At 61.0% G+C, this 23,586-nt stretch carries 21 protein-coding genes; 16 read left to right on the top strand and 5 right to left on the bottom strand.

What is annotated here, in order from left to right:
• The first annotated feature begins 84 nt into the window (after positions 1-84).
• Complete coding sequence (locus tag IE111_RS21175) at positions 85-441, top strand: DUF4168 domain-containing protein (protein WP_189612617.1); 357 nt, start codon at positions 85-87, stop codon at positions 439-441.
• A gap of 298 nt (positions 442-739) precedes the next feature.
• On the top strand, positions 740-1,102 hold the full coding sequence (locus IE111_RS21170; RefSeq protein ID WP_189612615.1) for a DUF4168 domain-containing protein: 363 nt from the start codon (positions 740-742) through the stop codon (positions 1,100-1,102).
• A gap of 108 nt (positions 1,103-1,210) precedes the next feature.
• Here IE111_RS21170 and IE111_RS21165 read toward each other — a convergent pair whose 3' ends face one another.
• Positions 1,211-1,555 (bottom strand): DsrE/DsrF/TusD sulfur relay family protein, encoded by a 345-nt coding sequence (locus tag IE111_RS21165; protein WP_189612613.1) that lies wholly within the window; start codon positions 1,553-1,555, stop codon positions 1,211-1,213.
• An 88-nt stretch (positions 1,556-1,643) separates the two neighbouring features.
• On the opposite strand from IE111_RS21165, the gene IE111_RS21160 reads away from it, so the two are divergent.
• The 3 genes from IE111_RS21160 (at position 1,644) to IE111_RS21150 (ending at position 4,562) form a co-directional block, all read left to right on the top strand.
• Positions 1,644-2,312 carry an ArsR/SmtB family transcription factor gene (locus tag IE111_RS21160; protein WP_189612611.1) on the top strand — a complete coding sequence of 223 codons (669 nt, stop codon included), beginning with the start codon at positions 1,644-1,646 and terminating at the stop codon, positions 2,310-2,312.
• A complete protein-coding gene (locus IE111_RS21155; protein ID WP_189612609.1) occupies positions 2,309-3,133 on the top strand; it encodes a sterol desaturase family protein in 825 nt (274 codons plus the stop codon). Before IE111_RS21160 ends, IE111_RS21155 begins: the two co-directional genes overlap by 4 nt.
• Before the next feature lie 112 nt (positions 3,134-3,245).
• Positions 3,246-4,562 carry an MFS transporter gene (locus IE111_RS21150; protein ID WP_189612607.1) on the top strand — a complete coding sequence of 439 codons (1,317 nt, stop codon included), beginning with the start codon at positions 3,246-3,248 and terminating at the stop codon, positions 4,560-4,562.
• Between the two features lie 4 nt (positions 4,563-4,566).
• Here IE111_RS21150 and IE111_RS21145 read toward each other — a convergent pair whose 3' ends face one another.
• A complete protein-coding gene (locus IE111_RS21145; protein ID WP_189612605.1) occupies positions 4,567-5,547 on the bottom strand; it encodes a hypothetical protein in 981 nt (326 codons plus the stop codon).
• Between the two features lie 127 nt (positions 5,548-5,674).
• On the opposite strand from IE111_RS21145, the gene IE111_RS21140 reads away from it, so the two are divergent.
• Together IE111_RS21140 and IE111_RS21135 are read left to right on the top strand one after the other, a co-directional pair.
• Entirely contained in the window at positions 5,675-6,112 is a 438-nt protein-coding gene (locus IE111_RS21140) for an SRPBCC family protein (protein WP_189612602.1), read from the top strand.
• Positions 6,113-6,146: 34 nt separating this feature from the next.
• Positions 6,147-7,526: a DNA recombination protein RmuC gene (locus IE111_RS21135; RefSeq protein WP_189612600.1), complete on the top strand. Its 1,380-nt coding sequence runs from the start codon at positions 6,147-6,149 to the stop codon at positions 7,524-7,526.
• A gap of 76 nt (positions 7,527-7,602) precedes the next feature.
• Here the strand turns inward: IE111_RS21135 and IE111_RS21130 are convergent, their stop codons facing one another.
• Complete coding sequence (locus IE111_RS21130) at positions 7,603-8,049, bottom strand: SRPBCC family protein (RefSeq protein ID WP_189612598.1); 447 nt, start codon at positions 8,047-8,049, stop codon at positions 7,603-7,605.
• 161 nt (positions 8,050-8,210) lie between these two features.
• Between IE111_RS21130 and IE111_RS21125 the strand changes: the two genes are divergently transcribed.
• The 5 genes from IE111_RS21125 to IE111_RS21105 all read left to right on the top strand — a co-directional run bounded on the left by IE111_RS21125 (position 8,211) and on the right by IE111_RS21105 (position 14,001).
• Positions 8,211-8,984 carry a sulfite exporter TauE/SafE family protein gene (locus IE111_RS21125; protein ID WP_189612597.1) on the top strand — a complete coding sequence of 258 codons (774 nt, stop codon included), beginning with the start codon at positions 8,211-8,213 and terminating at the stop codon, positions 8,982-8,984.
• Positions 8,985-9,028: 44 nt separating this feature from the next.
• Positions 9,029-10,558 carry a hypothetical protein gene (locus tag IE111_RS21120; RefSeq protein WP_189612595.1) on the top strand — a complete coding sequence of 510 codons (1,530 nt, stop codon included), beginning with the start codon at positions 9,029-9,031 and terminating at the stop codon, positions 10,556-10,558.
• Positions 10,559-10,654: 96 nt separating this feature from the next.
• The gene (gene dauA, locus IE111_RS21115) at positions 10,655-12,370 is read left to right on the top strand and encodes a C4-dicarboxylic acid transporter DauA (RefSeq protein WP_189612593.1); all 1,716 of its coding nucleotides are present in this window, start codon (positions 10,655-10,657) and stop codon (positions 12,368-12,370) included.
• Between the two features lie 185 nt (positions 12,371-12,555).
• Complete coding sequence (locus IE111_RS21110; RefSeq protein WP_189612591.1) at positions 12,556-13,029, top strand: hypothetical protein; 474 nt, start codon at positions 12,556-12,558, stop codon at positions 13,027-13,029.
• Between the two features lie 87 nt (positions 13,030-13,116).
• Positions 13,117-14,001, top strand: coding sequence for a TIGR02285 family protein (locus tag IE111_RS21105; protein ID WP_189612589.1), 885 nt, complete (start codon positions 13,117-13,119; stop codon positions 13,999-14,001).
• Between the two features lie 165 nt (positions 14,002-14,166).
• Here the strand turns inward: IE111_RS21105 and pobA are convergent, their stop codons facing one another.
• Entirely contained in the window at positions 14,167-15,357 is a 1,191-nt protein-coding gene (gene pobA / locus IE111_RS21100) for a 4-hydroxybenzoate 3-monooxygenase (RefSeq protein ID WP_373300955.1), read from the bottom strand.
• A 370-nt stretch (positions 15,358-15,727) separates the two neighbouring features.
• On the opposite strand from pobA, the gene IE111_RS21095 reads away from it, so the two are divergent.
• A complete protein-coding gene (locus IE111_RS21095; protein WP_189612587.1) occupies positions 15,728-16,639 on the top strand; it encodes a LysR family transcriptional regulator in 912 nt (303 codons plus the stop codon).
• Here IE111_RS21095 and IE111_RS21090 read toward each other — a convergent pair.
• Entirely contained in the window at positions 16,636-17,628 is a 993-nt protein-coding gene (locus IE111_RS21090; protein ID WP_189612586.1) for an aldo/keto reductase, read from the bottom strand. The two genes, IE111_RS21095 and IE111_RS21090, sit on opposite strands and share 4 nt — an antisense overlap.
• A gap of 160 nt (positions 17,629-17,788) precedes the next feature.
• On the opposite strand from IE111_RS21090, the gene IE111_RS21085 reads away from it, so the two are divergent.
• The 3 genes from IE111_RS21085 (at position 17,789) to IE111_RS21075 (ending at position 23,476) form a co-directional block, all read left to right on the top strand.
• Positions 17,789-18,994 (top strand): MFS transporter, encoded by a 1,206-nt coding sequence (locus tag IE111_RS21085; protein ID WP_189612584.1) that lies wholly within the window; start codon positions 17,789-17,791, stop codon positions 18,992-18,994.
• A 108-nt stretch (positions 18,995-19,102) separates the two neighbouring features.
• Positions 19,103-22,246, top strand: coding sequence for a glycoside hydrolase family 3 protein (locus tag IE111_RS21080; RefSeq protein WP_189612581.1), 3,144 nt, complete (start codon positions 19,103-19,105; stop codon positions 22,244-22,246).
• A 432-nt stretch (positions 22,247-22,678) separates the two neighbouring features.
• The gene (locus IE111_RS21075) at positions 22,679-23,476 is read left to right on the top strand and encodes an AraC family transcriptional regulator (protein ID WP_189612579.1); all 798 of its coding nucleotides are present in this window, start codon (positions 22,679-22,681) and stop codon (positions 23,474-23,476) included.
• Positions 23,477-23,586 lie beyond the last annotated feature (110 nt).

Below are 23,586 nucleotides of genomic sequence, written 5' to 3'. Positions count from 1 at the left end.
TGAGCCCCTCTCTATGCCGCTTGCGCGATGGTGGCACGAATTCCGCTAGGTCCGGGCTGGATATTGGTGGAGCCCACATGCGTTATGAAATTCGGAAAATTGGTCCTGATGGGAGTGGTGATCGGGTTATTGCTGGTCACGTTGCGAGAGGCGCTGGCCGGGGAGCCGGTCATGGAATCGGATGAGATTCAGGAAGAGACCTTGCAACAATTCGCATTGGCGTTCATCACCGTTCGGGAGTTGAACGCTCTTTATCGTGAGGAGATCGAGCAAACGAAGGAATCGGAAGAAGCGGTTCAGCTGCGCGACGAAGCCCGGGCAGCCATGACCGAAGCGATTGAACGTACCGGGCTTGAGGTGGGAGAGTACAACTTTATTGCCCATCAGATGCGGCGCAACCCGCAGCTGTTCATGACTCTGGATGAAATGCTGTCGCCTTAGCGATGCTTTGTCACCCACTTCTTTTCGCCGCGGCCGACCCCCTACTATCGCCGCGGTTTTTTTTGAATGGTTGTTGCTCATTGAGAGACATGAATAAACACCCTGTATACAAAGTATCCACTCTTTCGATGGGCGTGAATCGGGAAAATTCGGACAGCCAAAGCCCGAAGCCCGGCATCAGCGTCTTGGGGCGATGCGGAGGATTTCTGGCATTGTTCCTGCAATTCACAATCTGTCACCCGATCGACGCGACATCGCGTCGATCGAAATGAATCGACTCACTACAAGGAGTCCCACCATGAAACAACTGAACGCATTCTGGATGAGCCTGGCATTGGTCTTGGGTTTCGCGGCGGCCGCCGTCCCGGCGCACGCCGAAGACACGGATCCGGCTCAGCCCCAAGCTCCGGAAGTCAGCGATGAAACCCTGGAGCAATTCACCACTGCCATGGCGGACGTACGCAGCATCGGGCAGGTGTATTCCGACCGGATCGCCAATGCAGAAGATACCGAGGCCGCCCAGGCTTTGCAGCGTGACGCCCAGGAAAAAATGATGAGTGCCGTGGAAGACGCCGGCCTCTCGGTTCAGCAGTACAACGCCATCGCGCAACGCATGAACCAGGACGAGGAACTGATGGAGCGCGTTCAGGAAATGCTCTGAAGGCCCGTCGTCCCTGCGGGAGCGCCGATTCCGATCGGCGTTCTCCCGCCATTACCCAGCCTCCCCTTCCAACGCTCCAGGCATTGAATCGCCACCCCGGACAGCCAGCTAGAAGACCAGCACTCTATCGGCATGCACTGTGGCTTCCGCCAGGGCATCCATAGTGCTGCGTTCGCAGCCATCGACCACTTCCTCTTCCGTCATACCGCGCGCGTCCATGCAGGTACCGCACAGTAAAACCCTACCCTTGACCGCCACGCGTTTGACCATCCGTTCGGCATTGTAATAGCCGTCCGGCGTCTTCTGTCCCTTCTTGGCCCCGATGACCGCGTCTCCCATCAGAAAGACGGTGACGTCGCTGTCGTGTTTCAACAGGGCATGCGCGAGGCGCAGGCCGTTGTAGAGCCGTTCGGTACCGTAGGGAGGATCGTTGATGATGATGAGGGATTGCATGGCGGATTACCTGTTCTATCATTCAAGTAATTAATAGATTAATATATCGAAGAGCGAAATCAAGTTATTCGATGGAGGTATCGGGGTCATGACATCGCGACAAGCTCTGCTCGACACTCTGTCCCAGGTGGGTCGCGCGTTGAGCAACGGCCACCGGCTCGCGCTTCTGGAAAGGCTGGCGCAGGGCAAGGCTCCGGTGGAAACTCTGGTCGAATCGACAGGGCTGACCGTGGGAAATGCCTCGCAGCATTTGCAGCAGCTTCGACGCGCTGGCCTGGTGACGGCCGAGCGTTCCGGAAAACAGATGATATACCGGCTGACGGACGAACGGATCGTGACGCTGATGGATCTCATGCGTCAGGTCGCGGAAACCAATCTGGCGGAAATGGAACGTCTGGTCGGCCGACTGTTCGACGAGGGTGACTCGGAAGGCGCGCTCGAATCGGTCTCCCGGGATGAGCTGCGGTCCGCGCTGAAAGCGGGGAGCGTCGCTTTGCTCGATGTCCGGCCGGAGGACGAGTTCGAGGCCGGCCACCTGCCCGACGCCATCAACATCCCGCTGGACCGGTTGGAATCCTGGCTCGACCGTGTGCCGAAAGACAAGGACATCGTGGCGTACTGTCGCGGCCCCTACTGTGTGATGTCCCACGAGGCCGCGCAGCGGTTGAGGAAACTGGGCTATCGCGTCAGGCGGTTTGAAGAAGGCGTTCCCGAATGGAAGGCGGCCGGACTGCCGGTTGTGGAGGCTGAGGCATGACGATCTCGGACGCGATCCTGACCCGGGAACCGCTGGTTCGGATCAGCGTCTTCTTCGTTGTGCTGACGGGCATGGCGGTGTGGGAAGTCCTGTCCGCTCGTCGCCCTCAACATATTCCACGACGCATCCGCTGGCCGAACAATCTTTCGATCGTGGTGGTGGACACACTGGCCGTGCGGTTGCTGTTTCCCATTGCCGCCGTGGGTACCGCCGTCTGGGCCGGCGATCGCGGTTGGGGGCTGTTCAACCTGATGCCGGCGCCGGGCTGGCTGGTTTTGATCGTCAGCCTGGTGCTGCTCGATCTGACCATTTATTTCCAGCACCGATTGTTTCACGCCGTCCCCTGGTTGTGGCGGCTGCACCGCATGCACCACGCCGACCTGGAGTTCGATGTCACCACCGGGCTGCGGTTCCACCCGTTGGAAATCGTTGTGTCCATGGCGATCAAGATAGCGGCCGTTATTGCCTTGGGCGCGCCGCCTTTGGCGGTGATCCTGTTCGAAGTGGTGCTCAACGCCACTTCCCTGTTCAACCACGGCAATGTCCGGTTGCCAATTGCGCTCGACCGCCGGTTGCGCTGGCTGGTGGTCACGCCCGACATGCACCGGGTGCACCATTCCATCATCCCATATGAGACGGACAGCAATTTCGGCTTCAACCTGCCCTGGTGGGATCGCCTGTTCGGCACCTATCGGGATCAACCCGAAGCCGGCCATGATGGCATGACGATTGGGCTTAAAGCGTTCCGACAGACTGGAGAGCTCCGGCTGGATCGGATGTTGCTGCAGCCGTTTCAAAGTGAGCCGACTGAACCCAACTGAGCGCATCATGGGTGGTTCACAGGTACTTTCCATCGAGGTTGCGGGTTTCTTGTTATCATTCTATATATTAGTAGAATGTAATCTAATAAGCGTTTTCACCGGAGGGTGAACCATGTCAGCCGTACCATCCTCGTCCCCAGAGGACAACCTGGAAATGGGCCTGAAGCCCAACCGCGCCCAGGTCATTCACCAGTTGCTGCAGGTGTTCTTCGTTGGTCTGACCATCGGCATGCTGCGCACCGTGGTGCCGGCACTGGCGGAGACCGAATTCGGCGTCGCCGAGGGCTCTTTCCTGATGTTGACGTCCTTCGTCGTCGCTTTCGGCTTCGTCAAGGGCGCGCTCAATTTCGTTGCCGGGCGGCTGTCCGAGCGGATCGGGCGCAAGAAGGTGCTGGTGCTCGGTTGGCTGGCGGCGCTGCCGATTCCTTTCCTGGTGCTGTGGGCGCCGAACTGGAACTGGATCGTGGTCGCGACCGTCCTGCTCGGCGTTAATCAGGGGCTCGCCTGGTCCATGACCCAGACCGCGAAAATGGACCTGACCCGGGCCGACGAACGCGGCCTGACCATGGGTCTCAATGAATTCTCCGGCTACGTCGGCGTGGCGGTGGCCGGCATTGTGACCGGCTATTTCGCCGGCTGGTTTGGTCCGCGTCTGGGCCTGATGATCTTCGGCATCAGTGTGATTCTGGTCGCACTGCTGCTGTCGATACTGGCCGTTCGGGAAACGCTGGACTGGGCCAAAGCCGAGAGCGCCCGCCACGCCAGCGGCCAGGCCACGGGGCCACGTGCCCGGCTGCCTGAGCAGATCTCGGACAATCCGACCACCTGGGCTGTGTTCACCCTGGTCTCCTGGCGGGATAAACGCCTGTTCGCCCTCAGTCAGGCCGGTTTGGTGGAAAAATTCGTCGATGCCCTGGTCTGGGTGTTTTATCCGGTCTTCCTGTTCGAACAGGGTGTCAGCCTGGCGACCATCGGCTGGATCGTCGGCGTCTACGGTTTTGTCTGGGGCGGCTCCCAGTTCCTGACCGGGAAGTGGTCCGATCACATCGGCCGCCAGAAACTGATTGTCTGGGGCATGTGGCTCTGCGGCGCTGGCGTTGGCATGACGGTGTTGGGCGAGGGCGTTTGGTGGTGGTCCCTGTCCGCCGCCGTGTCCGGGTTCGGCATGGCCATGTTGTATCCGACGTTGAGTGCCGCCGTGGCGGACATTTCTCATCCCAACTGGCGCGGATCGGCCATCGGCATCTATCGGTTCTGGCGTGATCTGGGCTACGGCATCGGCGCACTCGGGCTGGGCCTGGCGGCGCACTGGGCCGGGGCGGTTACCGCCGGGTTCTGGTTCGTGTTCGTGGCGATGATGGTATCCGGTGCGGTGGTGTGGGTGTTCGGGGAAGAGACCCATCCCCGCTTGAACCCGGCCACGGAGTGAGCGTTTACTCCCCGCCGTCGGACTCGGTCTGGACCGGGCACAACCCCACGCCCAAACCGGTCCCCAGGGTGACCATGATGGCGGTGTGCGGGAACCGGAAGGCCAGGGCGGCGGCGGTGCTGTCGTGTTCGAGCAGGGCCAGGGAGTCGAAGCCGGCCTCGGGCAGCCAGTGTTCGTTCAACTCGGTCGCCAGGTGATCGCAGTCTTCGAACAGCCGGTGGTAGACGCCGGAGCGGTAATCGAACGGATGGCCTTCATTCAGGTAGCAGGCCAGGCTGATCGCCACCGGCAGTGACCGGTCCACCAGGGTACGGGTATCGTTCAGCACCTGGCGAAAGGCGTTCGCGCGAAACAGGCCGTCGTCGTCGAGCCAGTGGTCGACCGTCAGTTCCGGCAGCGACTGTACCTTGTTACCGTGGTAACGGGCGATGCCGCGCTTGATGCCGGTGGCGCCGAAATCCATCACCACCAGATCGTTCGCCGAACGCAGGTGTTGCGCGAGCCCCACCATGCCTGTCTGCCCGCCCCAGGGCGAGACCAACAGGCTGATTGTCTTCAGCCGGATCTCCAGTTGCTTGGCCAGCGCCTGGCCGAATTCCCCGCTGGTCAGGCCGCCGCCGAGCACCACGGTCTCGCACGACCGCCATAATTGGGCATACCCCTGTTGAAACGGTGAACCGGCCAGCCAATGGTCGGCCGACAGAGCCGTGGTCAGCACACTGGCCAGTCGTTCGCTGTACTTTGCTAAAATGCGGGCGTCGCCCGGGCGGGTCGGGTCGAAGGACTGCAGGAAGCCGCGGACCGAGCGGTCATCGTCCGGGTTCTCGTGCAGCAGCAGGCTGTGCAGCGCCTGTGCCGATACCCAGTGGCGCGCCGGTCGCGCATCGCTGCCGCCCACCGACACCGGCAAGCGGTTCAGCGAGGCTTCCGGCGTCAGCGTCAACGGCCGGGCGATGGGGTCAATGGGCGTCGCTCTCTGGGTCATGGAGATGAACGATTGATGACGTGTCGTCTTACCTTAGATCCACGCAGGCGACTTGAACAGTAAAAACGTGTCAGAATACTTCTGACGAATTCACCCCGATGCCGCATCGGGCCCGACGAGGACGGTTATGGCCACTCTGTTTCATCAAATTCGCATCGACGCTCCGGCTCCCCGCATCTGGGAGCTGTTGACCACCCGCGCCGGATTGCAGTCCTGGTGGTCGGGCACCGTGTCCATCGCCGGTGGCGACCGGTGGCGGTTCAGCAGTGATGAACTGGACAGCGCCGTGGTGCTCAAGGTGGTCGAGGAAGAGCCCGACAAGCGCCTGGAATGGTTGTGCGTTCAGGGCGATCCGGACTGGGAAAACACCCTGGTCCTGTGGACGCTGGAGCGTGCCGAACAGGGGTTCCACATCTGCCTCGAACACCGCGATTGGCGCCAAACCGAAACCGAGCTCGCCCTGGAGAACACCCGCTGGGGCGAGCGCCTGGTCAAGTTGCGCTCGATGTGTCACCACAACGACGACTTGCCGTTCAACGACCAGGATTTGAGCGTCTGGACGTGATGGACCCTCTGGCACATCAACCCGGGAGCGCCTGATGCCTTGGTGGCAACTGCCCGAAGTCTGGATCAGTACCGTACTGGCCGCTGTTGTCGGAGCTCTGTTGGGATCCGGGGTGATGTGGCGCGCCCGCCGGCGCAGCGAAGCGGCGCTGCAAGCCTGCGAGCAGCAACTGCAGCAAAGCCGGTTTGACGCCGAGCAGTCCGATCGCGCCTACGAGGACTGTGCCGAGCGGCTGCGGGATCTGGAAGCCCGGCACGAGCAACTGCAAACCCGTTTGCACGAACGCGAGAACCGACTCGTCGCGCTCGAGACCCAGCGCAAGGCCGACCACCGACACTACCAGGAACAACTGCGGCTGCTGAACGACAACCGCGAACAGTTGAAGCAGGAATTCAGCAACCTGGCGCAGGACATATTCGAGGCCAAGGGCAAACGCTTCGCCGAACAGAACCAGGAAAACCTGACCGCTCTGTTGCGACCCTTCCGCGAACAGGTCGACCAGTTCCGCAAACGGGTGGACGACATCCACCTGCGCGACACCGAAGGCCGCGCCGAACTGAAAAACCAACTGCAGTCACTGCGCGAGCTGAACACCGACCTCAACCGCCAGGCCAGCGACCTGACCCGGGCCCTGAAAGGCGACAAGAAACTGCAGGGCAACTGGGGGGAATTGCAGGTCGAGCGCATTCTGGAAAGCGCCGGGTTGCAGCGCGGACGCGAGTACGAACGCGAAGCCAATTTTAAGGACGACGACGGCCAGAACCGCCGGCCGGATTTTGTCGTTCACCTGCCCGACGGCAAGCACCTGATCATCGACAGCAAGGTTTCGCTCAATGCCTACCAGGAGGCCGTCGCCGCCGAGACCGACCTGGACCGCGATGCGGCGCTCAAACGTCACCTGGCCTCGGTGCGGCAACACATTCAGGGCTTGAGCGAGAAGAACTACCCGCACCTCGACGGCATGAAAGCGCCGGACTTCGTGTTGATGTTCATGCCGGTCGAGCCCGCCCTGACCACGGCTCTGGAAACCGACCCGGCGCTGTTTGAGGTCGGCTTCGCGCGCAACATCATCCTCGTAACGCCCACGACCCTGCTGGCCACCCTGCGCACCGTCGCCAACCTGTGGACACTCGAACGCCAGAACGACAACGCCAAGAAGTTGTTCGACCAGGCCGGCCGGATCCTGGAGAAGTTCAGCGTCTTCGCCGAAAAAATGGAACGGCTCGGCAGCCAGATCGACACCGCCCACCGCACCTACGACGACGCCTGGAAAAGCCTCTCCGACGGACGCGGTTCGCTGGCGCGACAGGTGGAAAAACTGCAGGAACTGGGCGCCCAGGGGCGGCGCAAGATCCCCGAGTCGGTCAGCACCGGCTTATCTGAAGAGCCGGATCGGAAAGAATCGTCTTCCTGAAACTCAGGCCCGTAGGGTGGGCACGGCCCACTATGGAAACAAACCCTGCCTCCGGCCGGTCACCCACCCAAACACCTCACTCATGAACCGTCTTCCCGGTCTCGGCAAACGCCTTGAAGTGGTTCATCATGGTCCGGGTTTGTTTTTTGAAACTCCACGGCATCACCCAGGTCAGGACTTTAAACCAGCCCGAGCCAATAAATTCGGAATCGATGTGCCAGCGGGTTCGGCCACCCCGATCCTCGAAGCGATTCACCAGATGATTGATCATGCCGGGCGTGGTGTAGGTGCCGGCAAAGCGGTCGGGCAGTTGGCGCTCGGTGATGGTCTCGATCATCTCGATCTCGCGCGACCCCATCCGGTACACCAGCCGGGTCTTACCGCCGGGCTGGCCGGGAATGCCTTCGACGGGTTCCATCTCCACCAGACCCGGTTGCCACTTGGGCAGATTGTCCGGGTTATCGAACAGCTCGATGAAGGTGTCCCGGGGCAGATCGATGTCGACGTGCACTGAATACTTCATGGAGAAGCTCCCTCCCGGTCGCTGATCCCGCTCGCGTTCGTCCTCCAGTCTAAGCCAGCGATGCCAGGCTGTCGACGCCGCGTTCCGTCGTGGGGACTGGGGCCTTAAAGCCGCTTCCGGTACACTGGCCGCTGTTTTTTGCCCGCAGTCCCGATGCACCTATGACCGATTTGACCTGGATTCAGTACGCCCTGATCGCCGTGATCTTCATCTGGAGCGGCTTTGTCCGCTCCGGCCTGGGGTTCGGCGGCGCGGCCCTCTCGTTGCCGTTTCTGCTGCTGGTCAGCGACCGGCCCGTCGTGTTCCTGCCCATCATCGCCATTCAACTGCTGGTGTTCTCCTCGATCACCGTGGCCCAGAGCCACCACCGCCATCGGGTGTCCGGCGGCGACGGGGAGGGCACCGTCGACTGGCGCTATTTGCGTCGGGTGCTGCTGATCCTCCTGATTCCCAAGCTGGCGGGCGTTTTCGGCCTGCTGACCCTGCCGGACGCGGTCATGAGCGCCATCATCTTCTGCATCGTCGGGGCCTACTCGCTGACCTACATCGGCAAGATCAAACTGCGCAGCCACAGCAAGACACTCGACCTGGTGTTTCTGGCCATTGGCGGCTACATCAGCGGCACCTCCCTGGTCGGTGCGCCGCTGATCATCGCCGTCATGGCGCAGCACGTCAGCCGTTATCAACTGCGCGACACCCTGTTCGTGCTCTGGTTCATCCTGGTGTGTATCAAGCTGTCGGCGTTTATCTGGGTCGGGGTCGACCTGCAGCTGCGTCACCAACTCTGGCTGCTGCCGGCCGCCGCCATCGGGCACGTCATTGGTTTGCGTTTCCACGCCCGCTTGCTGAAAACGGACGCGACCCGGTTCTATCAGGGGCTGGGTTGGGTATTATTGATCACCAGTGGTTTGGGGTTGGTCCGGGTGATGCTTTAATGCGCCTCGGCCTTTTAATGGAGCCGTAATTCAAGGAGAAAGGTATGCAATACATCCGACGGCATTGGCAAGGAGAGTGTTCTCTGGCCTGGGGGTTCTGGGTCAATCTGGTCGTTATCAATCTGGTGGCGTCCGTGATACTCCATCTGCCGCTGACCTTCGGCTGGATCGAAAATCCGGTGTTTCAGTCACGCTGGACTCTTATTTACCAGATGGTTTGGTCCGGTCTCGTTTTTCCCTGGCAGATCGTCGGACTGATACGAGCCGCGTATCGTGTCTGGGCGGATGAACACCAGCGGATTGCGCCCATACTGGTCTTTGGTGTGGTCCTGATCGTTCTTGCTGGCTTTGGCCGCACAATGAAACTCGAAATGCCGGTCTATCAGGAGTTGTGGTCCTTCTCGTTTCAACCGGACCCAATGGCCGATTACCGCATCACAGTATTGCGCGACAAACCCCTGATTCACGTGACTGGCTTCTTCGGATTCGGGATGACTCGTGAGTTGGAAGCCGTCGTTGAGGGGCTGGACGACCCGACGGCCATCGAGGGCATTATTCTCGACAGTGGTGGTGGCAGGCTTTACGAAGGCCGTGCGCTCGCCGACGTGATCGAACAGTATGAATGGGACACCTACTCCGCAGCCGGCTGCCTCTCAGCCTGCCCACTGGCCTACGTCGCCGGGGCCAATCGAACCCTCATCCGGGGCTCCCTCCTCGGGTTTCATCAATACATTAATCCGACCACTCAGGTCCCACTGCCAGTCGACGCAGCCGACTACCGCGTCGACAAAGAGTACTACCTCGACAAGGGCATTCCATACTCGGTTGTTAAACGCATGTTTGAGGCTGAGCCTGGCCAGTTATGGGTACCCACGCTCAGTGAGCTGAAAGAGTCCACTTTGGTTCATGACTTTGTCGAGATAGATAGTGTATTGCCGAACGACTACCGGGAGCGTCTGTACCAACCGGTTCGCGAGGCGGCGAACTCACAGTTATTCTTTGCTACTGGCGCATGGTTGAATGCCAACCTTCACCGGAACCATGTTCACGACCTATGGAAGCAACGAGTGCTCAACGGATCGAATTTCGATGTTGCGCACGCCGTGAAGCAGTATCTGGATGATTGGGCTATGCAGGCAGCCGGCGGGGTGGGAGACTACGACCTTGCCCGGTTGATGGAAGCGTTGGCGGAGACGATTGACCGGCTGCTGGTGAACAACCCCCAGAAATGCCTTCAGGTGCTTAGCCCGGAACGGTTTGGCAAACTGGATTATCGAACTGTAACTACTGAAGCTCAATGGAAGACATTATCGGACTTGTTCAGTCGTATGGTGGTTAAGTCGTATGGACCTGTGGAAACGTTAGACCCAGCGACATACAACCGTCTAGCCTACAGGTTGAGCGAACGGTTTGGAGACGATTTGCGTTACTTGAACGCCACCGAGGGGGACGACTTCAACAGCACTGAGCGATGCCGGGTCTTTTCACGGTTTTTGCGCGAACTTCTCGCTATGCCGAACGGCCAGGGTGCTGCGTTTTATCGCACCATGCGAGCGAACAATTCGGCTTCCTGATCGGAAGCCTTTCCACACGCTGAGCCGGGCTCGCTACCCGGCACAGGGCCGTTTGATATATAATGAATGTCTAATTTACCCGCAACGGGAGTTTGGATGCCGCACCGCGCCCATCTGTTTTCCCTTCGCGTCGGTCACGCCCTACGCGAAGTCCTGTCCGAAGGTTACTCCGCCTCTCACCTGATCAAAGACGGCCTCGCCGGCCTCACGGTCGGCATCATCGCGATTCCCCTGGCCATGGCGTTGGCCATCGCCAGCGGCGTGCCGCCCCAATACGGCTTGTACACGGCCATTGTCGCCGGCTTCCTGATCGCCTTGACCGGAGGCTCGCGCTTCAGCATTTCCGGGCCGACGGCAGCCTTTGTGGTCATCCTCTACCCCATCGCCCAGCAGTACGGTCTGGGTGGGCTGCTGATGGCGACCGTGATGGCCGGCGTGATCATGATCCTGCTGGCCGTCATGCGGCTCGGCCGCCTGATCGAATACATACCCGAGCCGGTGACCCTGGGGTTCACCGGCGGCATCGCCGTGGTCATCGCTTTGCTGCAGGTGAAGGACTTCCTGGGGCTGGGTCTGGAGGAGATGCCCGAGCACACGATCGAGAAGGTATCGGTGTTGGCGACGCATCTGGATGCGCTGCATTGGCCAAGCCTGATCGTAGCCCTGGCGACCCTGGCCGTCATGCTGGCCTGGCCACGCCTGAAGACGCCGGTGCCGGCTCATTTGCCCGCCGTTCTGGTGGGCAGTCTGGTCGCCGCGGTTCTGAATGCGCAGGGGTTGGGCATTGACACCATCGGCAGTCGTTTCAGCTATGCATTGGCGGACGGCAGCGTCGGGCTGGGCATTCCCCCGTTTTTGCCAAGCTTTGAATGGCCCTGGTTGCGACCGGGCGCTGAGGGCGAACCGGTTGGCTTGAGCTGGACACTGGTGACCGATCTGTTGCCGGCCGCCTTCGCCATCGCCATGCTCGGCGCGATCGAATCGCTGCTGTGCGCAGTGGTGCTGGATGGCATGTCGGGCAAGCGGCACAGCGCCAACAGCGAACTGCTGGGACAGGGCATCGGCAACATCGTCACCCCGTTTTTTGGCGGCATCACGGCCACAGCGGCGCTGGCCCGATCGGCCGCCAACTTCAAGGCCGGGGCGCACAGCCCGATCTCGGCCATGGTGCATGCCGGGGTGGTCCTGCTGGGCCTGGTCGTACTCGCGCCCTGGCTCGCCTATCTGCCGATGCCGGCGATGGCCGCCCTGCTGTTGATGGTTGCCTGGAACATGAGCGAGGCACCGAAGGCGGTGCACCTGCTGAAAACCGCCCCGCGCGGTGATTTATGGGTGTTCCTGACCTGTTTTTCCCTGACCGTGCTGATCGACATGGTCATGGCGATCACCGTTGGCGTACTGCTGGCGGCCGTGCTGTTCGTCAAGGACATCGCCGAGATGACCCGGGTCCGCGACATCAGCGACAACCGCAAACTGGTGGATGTCGACCTGCCCGAAGGCTGGTCCGTCTTCAAAATCACCGGCCCTCTCTTCTTCGCCGCCGCGGACCGGATATTCGGCGAACTCGCCACCCTGTGCGAATCCCGCAAGGGCATCATCCTCTACATGGACGGCGTAACGATTCTGGATGCCGGCGGCCTCGCCGCACTGAACAAATTGATCAGCCAATGCCAGCGCACCGGAAGCCGCATTCTCATCGCCGACCTGCAGTTCCAACCGCTGAAAACCCTGGCGCGGGCCGGTGTGAAACCGGTAGACGGCGTCAGTTCGTATCACTCAACGCTGAGTGAGGCGTTGGAGGTGATTGGGTAGAAAAACAGTCCCCTCACCCGTCGGGAGAGGGTTAGGGAGAGGGACAAGCTATTCCTTCACTTCTCTCCCATCGGGCGGTCCAATGCTTCGGGAGGGCTGGTAAGAGGGGCAACCCTTGAGATACATTTGTTTACTGGCCGACGTTCTCCGATTAGGGTTAACCAGAGTTCAGTGAGGAGCGCTGCATGAGCGAACCCTGTCCATTCTGTGGGTTTGAAAAATCCGACTTTCGAAAGAGTCACAACTGGCGCTGCTCCCAATGTGGCAAGGACTACGCAAATTGGTTAATGGCTCGGAAAACGACTGCGGACTCCCAAAACGTTTCACCGGATGACGGCGGAATCAAGAAGCAGTCACTGTTTTCAAAGCGCGAGATTCCTTCAGAGGCTGAGCCGGTAAAATCCGCTCAGTCGTTGTTGGTGCTGGCGATACTGTCATTGCTGGCTTTGAACTTCGTTGTCGATGATGTTTTCTCATGGATTTATCCTGTATCCATACCTTTAGCGGCCTATTACGCGTTCACCATCCATAGAACGGGCTATGCACTGGGCCAGCATTCTGTATATAGCCGTGGTAAAAACCCGATTATGTATAATGTTCATTTATGGGGCGTACTCGGCTATACCCTTGTGGCTGTTTTGGCGTGGATGGGTGTGTAGTGACTGTGTTCGAAGTTTCTTTTTGCAGCAGTTTTTTCATCCCTGAATCAGGAACGGATTGAATACGGAAGCGGAGGGAGGGCGACATTGAAAGGTGTCAGTCGGGTAACCCTGTGTTTGGTGGCCTCGTGGGTGTTCCTGCTTGCCACCTATGTGGCCAGTGAAGAGACGGAAGCATCTCAGGGCGCCATCCTCTGGGCGGTTAATAACGCACAGCCGTTTTATATCCTGGAGGGAGAAAACCAGGGCCAGGGGTTTGGTGATCGAATTCAACAGCTGATCATCAAAGCACTTCCTCAATACGAACATACGATTCAACGCATTCCGCTCAGGCGGGTGGTTCATTCGATGGAGCAGGGGTCGCCGCTCTGTTTCTCCACCTGGATCTACGGTACCCGACCGGATATCAGTATCAGTTCGGCGCCGTATCTGCATTACCACGAACACGGGCTGGTCATGTTGACGTCAACCTATGATCGATTGGGTCGTCCGGAGCAATTGTCACTGAGCCGTTTGTTGCAGGATTCTGACTTGGCGCTTGGGCAACCTCTGGGGCGTGGGTATGGAACACGGCTGGATCCGATTCTGGATCAGTATGAACAATCCGCACCGATCATCCGCAGTTCGGGGCCATCCACCGAATCGATTTTCAAAATGCTGCAGTTCGGCCGTGTGTTATACACCATCGAATACCCGTACACGATGCGGTACTACGAACAGGCACTGAATCTGCAGGACCAATTGGAGTTCGTTCCCATAAAGGAAAATCGTGGCAATATCGTCCTCGGGTCTGTGGCCTGCACGCGTTCCGAATGGGGGCGTCGTGTTATCGAGGATATCAACCAGGCGATCCGATCCATCCGCACCACCGAAACCCATCGGGAAATACTGCGGGACTGGTTGGTGTATCCGGAAAGTGAAGGCTCTTATTGGCAGTTTTACGAGTCCAACGTGCTCACGGTACCGCAGTGAATGCCCCCTGCGAAATGAGCACCTCCAAAGGCACTTAGTGGATAAACGCTTCTCTGTCACCACGCCCACTTTCATTCCAGGCACACGGGGAGGGCAAGACTCCCCATGTGCGGGTGCAACGTGTCGGTGATGGTGTAGATGAAAGCCCAATGAAAGCGGGCGTTTCTATCCCCAATCCTCAATCGGAAAACCCGCATACTGCTCGGACAACCAGGCCAGCCCGGTTTCGGAATGCGCGATGCTGTCCAGTTCCGCTTCCTGGGTCCGGGTTTCGAACGGGGACTGGTCCGGGAAGACGTGCAGCAGGTTGGTCAGCCACCAGCTGAAACGCTCGGTTTTCCAAACACGGGCGAGCGCGGCTTCGGAGTAGCGGTCGATCAGGGCGTTGCTGTTTTCGTGGAAGTGCGTGACCAGGGCGCGCCACAGGTAGTAGACGTCCGAGGCGGCCAGGTTCAGGCCCTTGGCGCCGGTCGGCGGTACGATGTGGGCGGCGTCGCCGGCCAGGAAGAGGTTGCCGTAGCGCATGGGTTCGCTGACGAAGCTGCGCAGCGGGGCGATGGATTTCTCGATCGATGGGCCGGTGACGATCTGTTTGGCGATGTCCGGCGGGAAGCGGCCTTTCAGTTCTTCCCAGAAGCGGTCGTCGGACCAGTCTTCGATCTTGTCGTCGATCGGGCACTGGACGTAGTAGCGGCTCAGCATCGGGCTGCGCTGGGAGGCGAGGGCGAAGCCGCGTTCGTGCTGTACGTACCAGAGGTCGTCCAGCGGCGGGGTTTCGGACATGACGCCGAGCCAGCCGAACGGATACACCTTTTCGAAATTCTTCTGCACCGAATCCGGAATGGACTGGCGGGAGACGCCGTGGAAACCGTCGCAGCCGGCGATGAAGGCGCAGTCAACGCGGTAGTCTTCGCCGCCGCGTTTGAAGGTGACGTAGGAGCGGTCGGTCAGTTCGTGCAGGACGACGTCTTCGGCGTCGTGGTGGACTTCGCCGCCCAGCCGGTCCATCTCCGCGTACAGATCTTCGGTGATGTAGGTCTGGCCGTAGGCCATGAACTGGCGGTCCGCGTATTTGTGGGAGTCGATCATCATGTGGTGCTCGCCTTTCCAGGCGACGCGGGTGCCGTTGTGTACGTGGCCTTCGCGGTCCATGCGTTCGCCGACGCCCGCCCGGCGCAGCAGTTCGACGGTGCTCCATTCGAGCACACCTGCGCGGATGCGGGACAGTACATGGTCGCGGGTGGCGCGTTCGATCACCACGGAGTCGATGCCTTCGCGGTGCAGCAGGATGGACAGCAGCATGCCGGCGGGGCCGCCGCCGATGATGGCTACCTGGGTTTTTATAGTCTGTGTCATTGTCCTCTCCGGATCTGGATGGCAGTGGTAGTCAGTTGTTCGGTCTTACCAGTGCCAGGAATCCGTACCGGTTGCCGGGTAAGCCTATTCGGGGTCGCGCGGGGTGCCGCCCACTCAACCCTTCCCTGGGGGCTTGGCGGCCGTGTCCGACCGCCATGGATGGCGGAAGTGCCGGTTTTGCATGGAGCAAAAACCGGCCTGGCGGCCGACACCCCCGAATAGGCTCACCCGGCACCCGGTACTCGCCCATGTTCGCCACGAGTGGGCCGTGTGGTTGATCAGAAAATTACCACCGCCTGCCCTATTGCAATAGATGCCAGTTTCTTTGTCGTGATAACCTAGTGTTATACCCAAGCACGAACGCCTAACCATGAAACTCGACCTGATCGAAGCCTTTCTCGCTACCGTGGAGACCGGCAGCATCCGTGCCGCCGCGAAGCGGTTGAACCAGTCGCAACCAGGGTTATCGAAGAAGATCCGGCAGTTGGAGGGGGAGTTGGGGGTGCCGTTGATCACGCGCAGTGCCAAGGGCATTGATCTGACGGTGTATGGCGAGGCGTTCGAGGTGCGCGCTCGGGCGATCCGGAACGAGACCGGGCGGGCGTTGGAGGAGGTGCGGCAGCTTCGTGGGCAGTTGGAGGGGGTGGTGCGGATCTCGTTGGCGCCGTCTTCGTCGGTGGATCTGGTGGCGAAGACGGTGCGGTTGTTCCAGCGGGATTGTCCGAATGTGCGTCTGGACATTCATGAGGGGTTGCAGGCTCTGGCGGTGGAGAAGCTGAGGGCGGGAAGCATCGATTTCGCGGTGTGTCCGTTGTGGGAGCCGTTGCCGGAGTCGGAGTTCATCGTCGAGCAGATCGAGGTGATGAAAATGGCGGTGGTGACCAGCGCCAACAGTCGCTATCGGGACTGCACCAGCCTGTCCGAACTGGACGATGCCCACTGGGTGCATGTTGGCGCGGGCGCGAACATCAGCCCGCTGGTGGTGAAGATATTCCAGGAGGCGGGGCTCAGCGCGCCGTTACCGAAGATGGAGTGTTATTCGCTTACCAGCACGCTGGCGTTTTTGTTCGATTCCGATGCCGTGGCGCTGTTGCCCGCGAAGATGGCGGAACAACCGCAATATCGTTCACTGCTGGCCAAGGTGCCGGTGCGCGAACCCATTCCGGATTACCCGTTGTACATCATTCACCGTCGGGAGAGCCCGCTGACGCCGGCCAGCAAGACGCTGGCGACGTATTTTCAGCGGGTCGCGGAGAGCAAGCGGCTGGCGGCAGGTTCCTAAGCGGGTTCGCCTTCGCAGCGCTCGGTGTCGATTTCGGAGAATTGGGCCGTGGCGTAGCGGGGGCCGTACACGGTGCGGGTGTTGATCAGACCGTCGAGCTGATCGGCGATGTCGTCATTCAGGGTCACGGCCTCCGCCGCCAGGTTGTCTTTCATATGCGCGGTCCGGGTGGTGCCCGGGATGGCGACGATGGACGGCGACCGGTGCAGCACCCAGGCCAGGGCCAGTTGCGCGGGGGTGACGTCCAGGCTCTCGGCCAGGTTGCGCATTGGTTCGAGCAGCGCCAGGTTCTTCGGGTAATTCTCCGCCGAGAATCGCGGCATTTTCAGGCGAATGTCGGTCTCCGGCAGGTGACTCAGGTCGGTCAGTTCACCGCCCAGGTACCCCCGCGCCAGCGGGCTGAACGCGACGAAGGTGATGCCGAGTTCCTCGCAGGCCGGGATGACGGCGATCTCGGCATTGCGGGTCCACAGCGAGTATTCGGTTTGCACCGCGGCAATGGGGTGTTCGGCGTGGGCGCGCCGGAGGGTCCGGGCCGAGACTTCGGACAGGCCGAGTTCGCGGACCTTCCCTTCGCGCACCAGGTCGCCCATGGTGCCGACGCTTTCCTCGATCGGTACGTTCGGGTCCAGGCGATGCAGGTAATACAGGTCGATCACCTCGGTGCCGAGGCGTTTCAGTGAGGCTTCGCACAGGCGGCGGATGGTTTCCGGCCGGCCGTCGAGGGTCTTCTTGCCTTCCTCGTTCAGAAACAGTCCGCACTTGCTGGCCAGACAGAATTCCGAACGCCGGTGCATCACCGCTTTGCCGAGCAGGGCTTCGTTCTTGCCGCCGCCGTAAAGCGCGGCGGTGTCGAGATGATCGTAGCCGGCATTTAGGGCTTCGTTGATCAGCCGAGCGGCGTCGGCTTCGCCGGGGCGCGGCCCATAGGCGTGGGATACGTTCATGCAGCCGAGACCGATGCGCCGGGTCTCCTTGAGGGTTTTCATGGCGGCCTCCTGTGGGCGGCGTGACACTGTGGATTCAGGGCGGTCAGTGTACCGCCCCGGGGCGTTTCATGTTTAGTACGCTGTGTTGCACCGGGGCTCGGTTCGACGGGAGTAGACTGGCGACTCTTGTACGCCAGATCGCTCACTTCGAAGGAACCCCATGGCCGAACCCAATCGCGCTTTTTACGTCACGCTGGTGCTGGTCATCAGCCTGTCCGTCATCGCCATCGACAGTTTGATACCCGCCATTCCGCTGATGATCGAAGCCTACGGGGCCGACCCCGGCCTGGGTCAGTTGACGGTCGGGCTCTACCTGGGCGGCTACGCGCTGGGTCAGATCCCGGTCGGGCTGGCGGCGGACCGGTTCGGGCGTCTGCCCATTCTGTACGCTGGCATGATTCTGTTTACATTGGCTTCGCTTGCCACCGTGCTGGCTCCGACGATGGAAGTGCTGTTGGTCGCGCGCTTTCTGCAAGGGCTGGCCGGTACGGTGGGGCCGGTACTCGCCCGCGCCATCGCGCGCGATACCCACAGCGGCATCCGCCTGGCACACATCATGGCGGTATTGGTGACGGCGCTGGCCGCCGGCGCCATGGTGGCCCCCATTTTCGGCACCGTGCTGGTTCAATTGATCGGCTGGCAAGCGCCGCTGGTGTTGAATGTGCTGGTCGGCGTGGTGACGCTGGTGCTGATGGTGCTGTATTTGCCGGAAACCCATACACCACAACGCGATCTGCACCCCTGGCAGCAGTGCAAGACCAGCCTCGGCCGGTTTCTGGAAACGCCCCAGGCGGTGTGGGGCACTTTGCTGGTCGGCGCGACCTTCTTCGCCTACTTCTCCATCGCCACCGGCCTCGGTTCCGTTCTGGTGGACTATTACGGGTTCTCGCCCAACCTCGTCGGCTGGGGCTTCGCCTTCGCGGTCGCCTTCTATATGGCCTCGGCCCAGTCGGGGCGTTTCCTGGTACGCCGGTTCGACAAACTCCGGCTGATTTACTGGGGCAGCATTTTCTATGGCCTCGCCGTCCTGATCGGCGCCGCGGCCCTGTTCAACGTCAGCCGGGGCAACCCCTTGCCGCTGTTCTGGATGGGGCTGACCATCGTCGTCTATCTGCTCGGCATGGGGCTGATCTTCGCCAACGCCTCGGCGATCACCCTGGACCCGATACCGGACATCGCCGGGTTCGGCGCCTCGTTGCTCGGTACGGTACAAATGGGGCTGGGTACCCTGGGCGCGACCCTGACGGCCGTGTTCTATCAGCACAGCCCGACCAGTCTGCTGGGCGTGATGGTGACCGGTGCATTGATGTCATTCGGGTTGATCATCGTGCAGCGGCGAAGGCGATTCGTTCTGGCCGATACCTGACCTGTCCATCCCTCGCCAAATACTGACCAATCCTCCAGTGCGCTTCAGCGCTCGCCCCTGAATCTTCATGCTGCCCCATCCACAACAACAATACCCTGGGATGACAGCATGAAGTTCCATACTCCCCTGTTGACGGCGGCGGCGCTGGCGGTTTTGACCGGCTGCGTGGCCGACAACGCCAAAGACGATAAGCAGCAAGACGACGGCGGCGACACCAAACAGTCGCAGACGCTCAGTTACCGGACCGATCACACCGACTGGCCCAGCGTGGACAGCGCCATCGACCTCGATCCGAACATTGAAGCCGAGATCGACACCCTGTTGATGAACATGACGCTCGCCGAAAAGGTGGGCCAGATGGTCCAGCCGGAAATCAAGAACGCCACACCCCAGGACGTGATCGATTATCACCTCGGGTCCGTGTTGAACGGCGGCGGTTCCTGGCCGGGTAACGACAAATACGCGACGGCGGCCGATTGGGTGGCCCTGGCCGACCAGTACTACGACGCCTCGATGAACACCGACGACGGCAAGGCGGGCATCCCGCTGATCTGGGGCACCGACGCGGTGCACGGCCACAGCAACGTTCACGGTGCGACGATTTTCCCGCACAACATCGGTCTGGGTGCGGCCAACGATCCGGACCTGATCAAACGCATCGGCGAAGCCACCGCCAAACAGGTGGCTGTGACCGGCATCGACTGGACCTTCGCGCCGACTCTGGCGGTCGTCCGTGACGACCGGTGGGGCCGCACCTACGAGGGCTACTCCGAAGACGCCGAGATCGTCTACCACTACGGTGGCGCCATGGTCGAAGGCCTGCAGGGCGATTTCTCCGACGACCAGGTCGTGGCGACAGCCAAACACTACATCGGCGACGGCGGTACCGAGCTCGGCAAGGACCAGGGCGACAACCTGGCCAGCGAGACGGACCTGATCAACGTCCACGGCCAGGGTTACTACTCCTCCCTGAGCGCCGGCGTGCAGACGGTCATGGCGACCTTCAACAGCTGGCAGGGCGAGAAGGTGCACGGCCATAAGTACCTGCTGACCGATGTGCTGAAAGAAAAGATGAACTTCGACGGCTTCGTCGTCTCCGACTGGAACGGCATCGGCCAGGTCGACGGCTGCACCAACGCCGATTGCCCGCAGGCGATCAACGCCGGCATCGACATGATCATGGTGCCGGACGACTGGAAAGCCTTCATCGACAACACCATCCAGTCCGTCAACGATGGCGACATCGCCATGAGCCGGATCGACGACGCGGTGCGCCGCATCCTGCGTGTGAAAATGCGCTCAGGCCTGTTCGACAAACCCAAGCCGAGCGAACGGACCGATGCCGGAGACGATGCGCAACTGGCCACTGCAGAGATGCGCAGCCTGGCGCGCGAAGCCGTGCGTGAGTCGCTCGTACTGCTGAAAAACGAAAACCAGGTCCTGCCGTTGGCCAAGGACGCCAAGATTCTGGTGGCCGGCGAGTCCGCCAACAACCTGGAAAACCAGACCGGCGGCTGGACGCTGACCTGGCAGGGTACCGGCAACACCAACGCCGACTTCCCGAACAGCGACAGCATTTTCGACGGCATCGTCGAAGTGGCCGCGGACGGCACCATCGAACTGAACGAAGACGGCAGCCAAGCCGACGACACCTACGACGCCATCATTGCCGTCATCGGCGAACCGCCCTACGCCGAGGGCGTAGGCGACATCACCAAGTACGAAACCCTGGCTTTCGAAGAGCACTATGCCGAACAATCCGCCCTGCTCGAAACCCTGCGCACCAACGCGCCGGGCGTGCCCATCGTCACCGTTTACGTTGGCGGCCGTCCGTTGTGGATGAATCCCGAACTGAACGACTCCGACGCGTTCGTCGCCGCCTGGCTGCCGGGCACCGAAGGCGCCGGTGTGGCCGATGTCCTGTTCGGCGACTTCGAATTCAGCGGCAAGCTCTCCTACAGCTGGCCGGCGACCGACTGCCAGGTGCCGCTGAACAAGGGCGATGGCGAGACCGCGCTCTTCCCTTATGGGTTCGGGCTGACCACGGCGGACGACGGTGCTTTGTCCGTGCTGGCCGAAGACCGGTCCGATAAGGGCTGCGACGCTCCGGATGTCACCGATGCCGGCACCACCGATCAACCGCTGGACGTCTTCACCAATGGCGCTAATCAGGGCGACTACGTCCTGCGCATCGGCGGCCCGTCCAATTGGAGCGGCACCGACGTCAGCGTCGACCCGGCCGCTACGACCACGCTACCGAGCAACGAAGTCACCGTCACCACAGAAGACGGTCAGATACAGCACAGCGCCAAGCGTGTCGATTGGGCCGCCACCGGTCAGTTGTACAGCCAATCCACCGATATGACCGGCACGGACCTCTCCCCGTACGCCAATTCGCAAACGTCGCTGCAATTCCGCGTCAAGGTCAACGAAGCACCGGCATCGTCTACCGTGAACCTGTCGATGCACTGCGAGTACCCCTGCGGCGCCGACATCAACATCGCCGGCATGCTCGGTGACCTGACCGTGGGCGAATGGAGTGACATCAGCGTGCCGTTGCAGTGCTTCCTGGACAACGGGCTGGACATCACCAATGTCAACACACCGTTCTTGCTCTACACAGACAACACCATGGATCTGTCCGTCGAAAACGTGCGCTGGGTGCCGAACACGGCCGGTGAAAACCCGGACTGCAGCGCCATCGCCCCGACTGAACCGGCCCCGGTGGTCGATGCCGATACCGACGTCTACATCGACGCCATCGCGGACACCGACCTGTTCAAGCAGCCGGGCGTCTGGGCCGCCAATACCGACACCTGGGCCGAGGATCCGTCCTTCATCACCCTGGATGCCGCCTTCAACGACGGCACCAGCACCGTGGTCGACGCCCAGTACGGCGATTCCAGCGTTCACAAAGGCGTGGTCCTGTTCTCGACCACCGAAGCGCTGGACCTGTCGTCCCTGGCGTCGAGTGGCCGCATCCAGTTCGACCTGAAAGTGGTCGACCTGGCCGGCGCCACCGGCATGGTCGGCAAGTCGGTGTGCAGCAGCGATCCGGATAACTGCAACACGGGTGACATCGCCCTCAACTACACCGTCGGCAGCTGGGTGACCAACGAGATCAGCTTCGCGGACTATCCGGACTTCACCTGGGCGGAACTGACTTCGGTCCTGGAGATTCTGCCGGTGTGGGCCGACGACCACAGCAACGTTCACTTCCAGGTGGATAACGTGCGAATCCTCGCCAACTGATGCGCTAGGCATCGGGCACACAGTTGCCTCATGCGGCCGGGCCGATGATGGGAAGCCATCGCCCCGGCCGCTTTTTTATTGTTTCCCTGTAGGGCCGAAGAGGCTACGCCGACATCGGCCGTATCGTCCCGTGCCTCGGTTTAAAACGGCCGATGTCGGCGTAGCCTCTTCGGCCCTACGATCTGCCACCAGTAGGTCGGATTAGCCGCGAAGCGGCGTAATCCGACACACAACCCAAGCCACAACCCCAACCCCGCCCACCGGTCCCGCCCAACCCAGCCAACGCACACAGCCCATCGACAAAATTCCGTTACATGGAAGCGCTTTCATAATCCGTGCTCTTTGTATAGAATCTATCCAAAGCCCTCAAAGAAGGGCGTATTCCGGTTGCATACCAGCGAACTTCACAATAACAACAATGGAGTATCGCGGATGAATCATGTGAAAGGCCTGCTGGCGCTGATGCATTTCGGTACCTATGGCCACCGCTACCAGTCCCGAACGATTCGCGAGCATCGCGAAGAGCTTGAGCTCGTGCTCGACGGCCAGGCGATCTGTCAGGTCGACGGCGAACAATTCGTGGTCGGTCCGGGTCATTTGATCTGGCACCGCAGTGGCGAGCGCACCATTCACAGCAACGCCCGCTCGGACGATTACGAATGCCTGATCCTGGCGTTCGAGATCGAGCCCGGCCGCATTGCGACGCCGCCGCGTCTGTCCTACTGGGACGGCATCATCAGCCCGCGCCAGTTCTGCGACGATGCTCTCGCCCACTTCGCGCGGCATACCGCCCCGTCCGTCGACTTTTGCCGCTACCTCTACGGCTGCTGCAAGGTCCACGCGCAACCGGTCAGCACCGACCGCACCCTGCCGGACCGGGTGCTGCACCGTGCGCTCGGCTTCATCGCCGACCATTACCGGGGCGCCATCAGCGTCGCCGACATCGCCCGCGCCGCCCACGTCAGCGAATCCCACCTGCACACCCTGTTCCGGGAACGCCTCGGCCGCACCCCGCACCAGGTGCTGGTGCAGTACCGAATGGAAGAAGCCGTGGGCATGCTGATGCGCAAACAACCGATCAAGCAGGTGGTGAACGCCTGCGGGTTCGAATCCGAAAGCGGGTTCATCCGAGCGTTCAAGAAGAAATACGGCGTGCCGCCGGGGGCGTATCGGCGAGCGGAGCCATCCATCGGTTCGGCCCCATCTCAACCGATCATGAACCTGGCTTGAAATCCAGTAGGGTGGGCACTGAGGCTGTGAAAGTATCCCTTCTTTAAGGTTAAAATCACGGCTTGCTATTCAAAAGGAGCTTTCCAGTGCCTGCCCGCCGCTACAAAACC

The sequence above is a fragment of the Saccharospirillum salsuginis genome, assembly GCF_014651855.1.
GTDB classification, from domain to species: Bacteria; Pseudomonadota; Gammaproteobacteria; order Pseudomonadales; family Natronospirillaceae; genus Saccharospirillum; species Saccharospirillum salsuginis.
The sequence above is the reverse complement of the archived record's forward strand: the minus strand, read 5'-3'. Positions and strand labels throughout refer to the sequence as shown.

Bases quoted from the DNA above. Each gene is read 5' to 3' on its own strand.
- IE111_RS21175 (WP_189612617.1), top strand. From the start codon at position 85: ATGAAATTCGGAAAATTGGTCCTGATGGGAGTGGTGATCGGGTTATTG.
- IE111_RS21170 (WP_189612615.1), top strand. From the start codon at position 740: ATGAAACAACTGAACGCATTCTGGATGAGCCTGGCATTGGTCTTGGGT.
- IE111_RS21165 (WP_189612613.1), bottom strand. From the start codon at position 1,555: ATGCAATCCCTCATCATCATCAACGATCCTCCCTACGGTACCGAACGG.
- IE111_RS21160 (WP_189612611.1), top strand. From the start codon at position 1,644: ATGACATCGCGACAAGCTCTGCTCGACACTCTGTCCCAGGTGGGTCGC.
- IE111_RS21155 (WP_189612609.1), top strand. From the start codon at position 2,309: ATGACGATCTCGGACGCGATCCTGACCCGGGAACCGCTGGTTCGGATC.
- IE111_RS21150 (WP_189612607.1), top strand. From the start codon at position 3,246: ATGTCAGCCGTACCATCCTCGTCCCCAGAGGACAACCTGGAAATGGGC.
- IE111_RS21145 (WP_189612605.1), bottom strand. From the start codon at position 5,547: ATGACCCAGAGAGCGACGCCCATTGACCCCATCGCCCGGCCGTTGACG.
- IE111_RS21140 (WP_189612602.1), top strand. From the start codon at position 5,675: ATGGCCACTCTGTTTCATCAAATTCGCATCGACGCTCCGGCTCCCCGC.
- IE111_RS21135 (WP_189612600.1), top strand. From the start codon at position 6,147: ATGCCTTGGTGGCAACTGCCCGAAGTCTGGATCAGTACCGTACTGGCC.
- IE111_RS21130 (WP_189612598.1), bottom strand. From the start codon at position 8,049: ATGAAGTATTCAGTGCACGTCGACATCGATCTGCCCCGGGACACCTTC.
- IE111_RS21125 (WP_189612597.1), top strand. From the start codon at position 8,211: ATGACCGATTTGACCTGGATTCAGTACGCCCTGATCGCCGTGATCTTC.
- IE111_RS21120 (WP_189612595.1), top strand. From the start codon at position 9,029: ATGCAATACATCCGACGGCATTGGCAAGGAGAGTGTTCTCTGGCCTGG.
- dauA (WP_189612593.1), top strand. From the start codon at position 10,655: ATGCCGCACCGCGCCCATCTGTTTTCCCTTCGCGTCGGTCACGCCCTA.
- IE111_RS21110 (WP_189612591.1), top strand. From the start codon at position 12,556: ATGAGCGAACCCTGTCCATTCTGTGGGTTTGAAAAATCCGACTTTCGA.
- pobA (WP_373300955.1), bottom strand. From the start codon at position 15,357: ATGACACAGACTATAAAAACCCAGGTAGCCATCATCGGCGGCGGCCCC.
- IE111_RS21095 (WP_189612587.1), top strand. From the start codon at position 15,728: ATGAAACTCGACCTGATCGAAGCCTTTCTCGCTACCGTGGAGACCGGC.
- IE111_RS21090 (WP_189612586.1), bottom strand. From the start codon at position 17,628: ATGAAAACCCTCAAGGAGACCCGGCGCATCGGTCTCGGCTGCATGAAC.
- IE111_RS21085 (WP_189612584.1), top strand. From the start codon at position 17,789: ATGGCCGAACCCAATCGCGCTTTTTACGTCACGCTGGTGCTGGTCATC.
- IE111_RS21080 (WP_189612581.1), top strand. From the start codon at position 19,103: ATGAAGTTCCATACTCCCCTGTTGACGGCGGCGGCGCTGGCGGTTTTG.
- IE111_RS21075 (WP_189612579.1), top strand. From the start codon at position 22,679: ATGAATCATGTGAAAGGCCTGCTGGCGCTGATGCATTTCGGTACCTAT.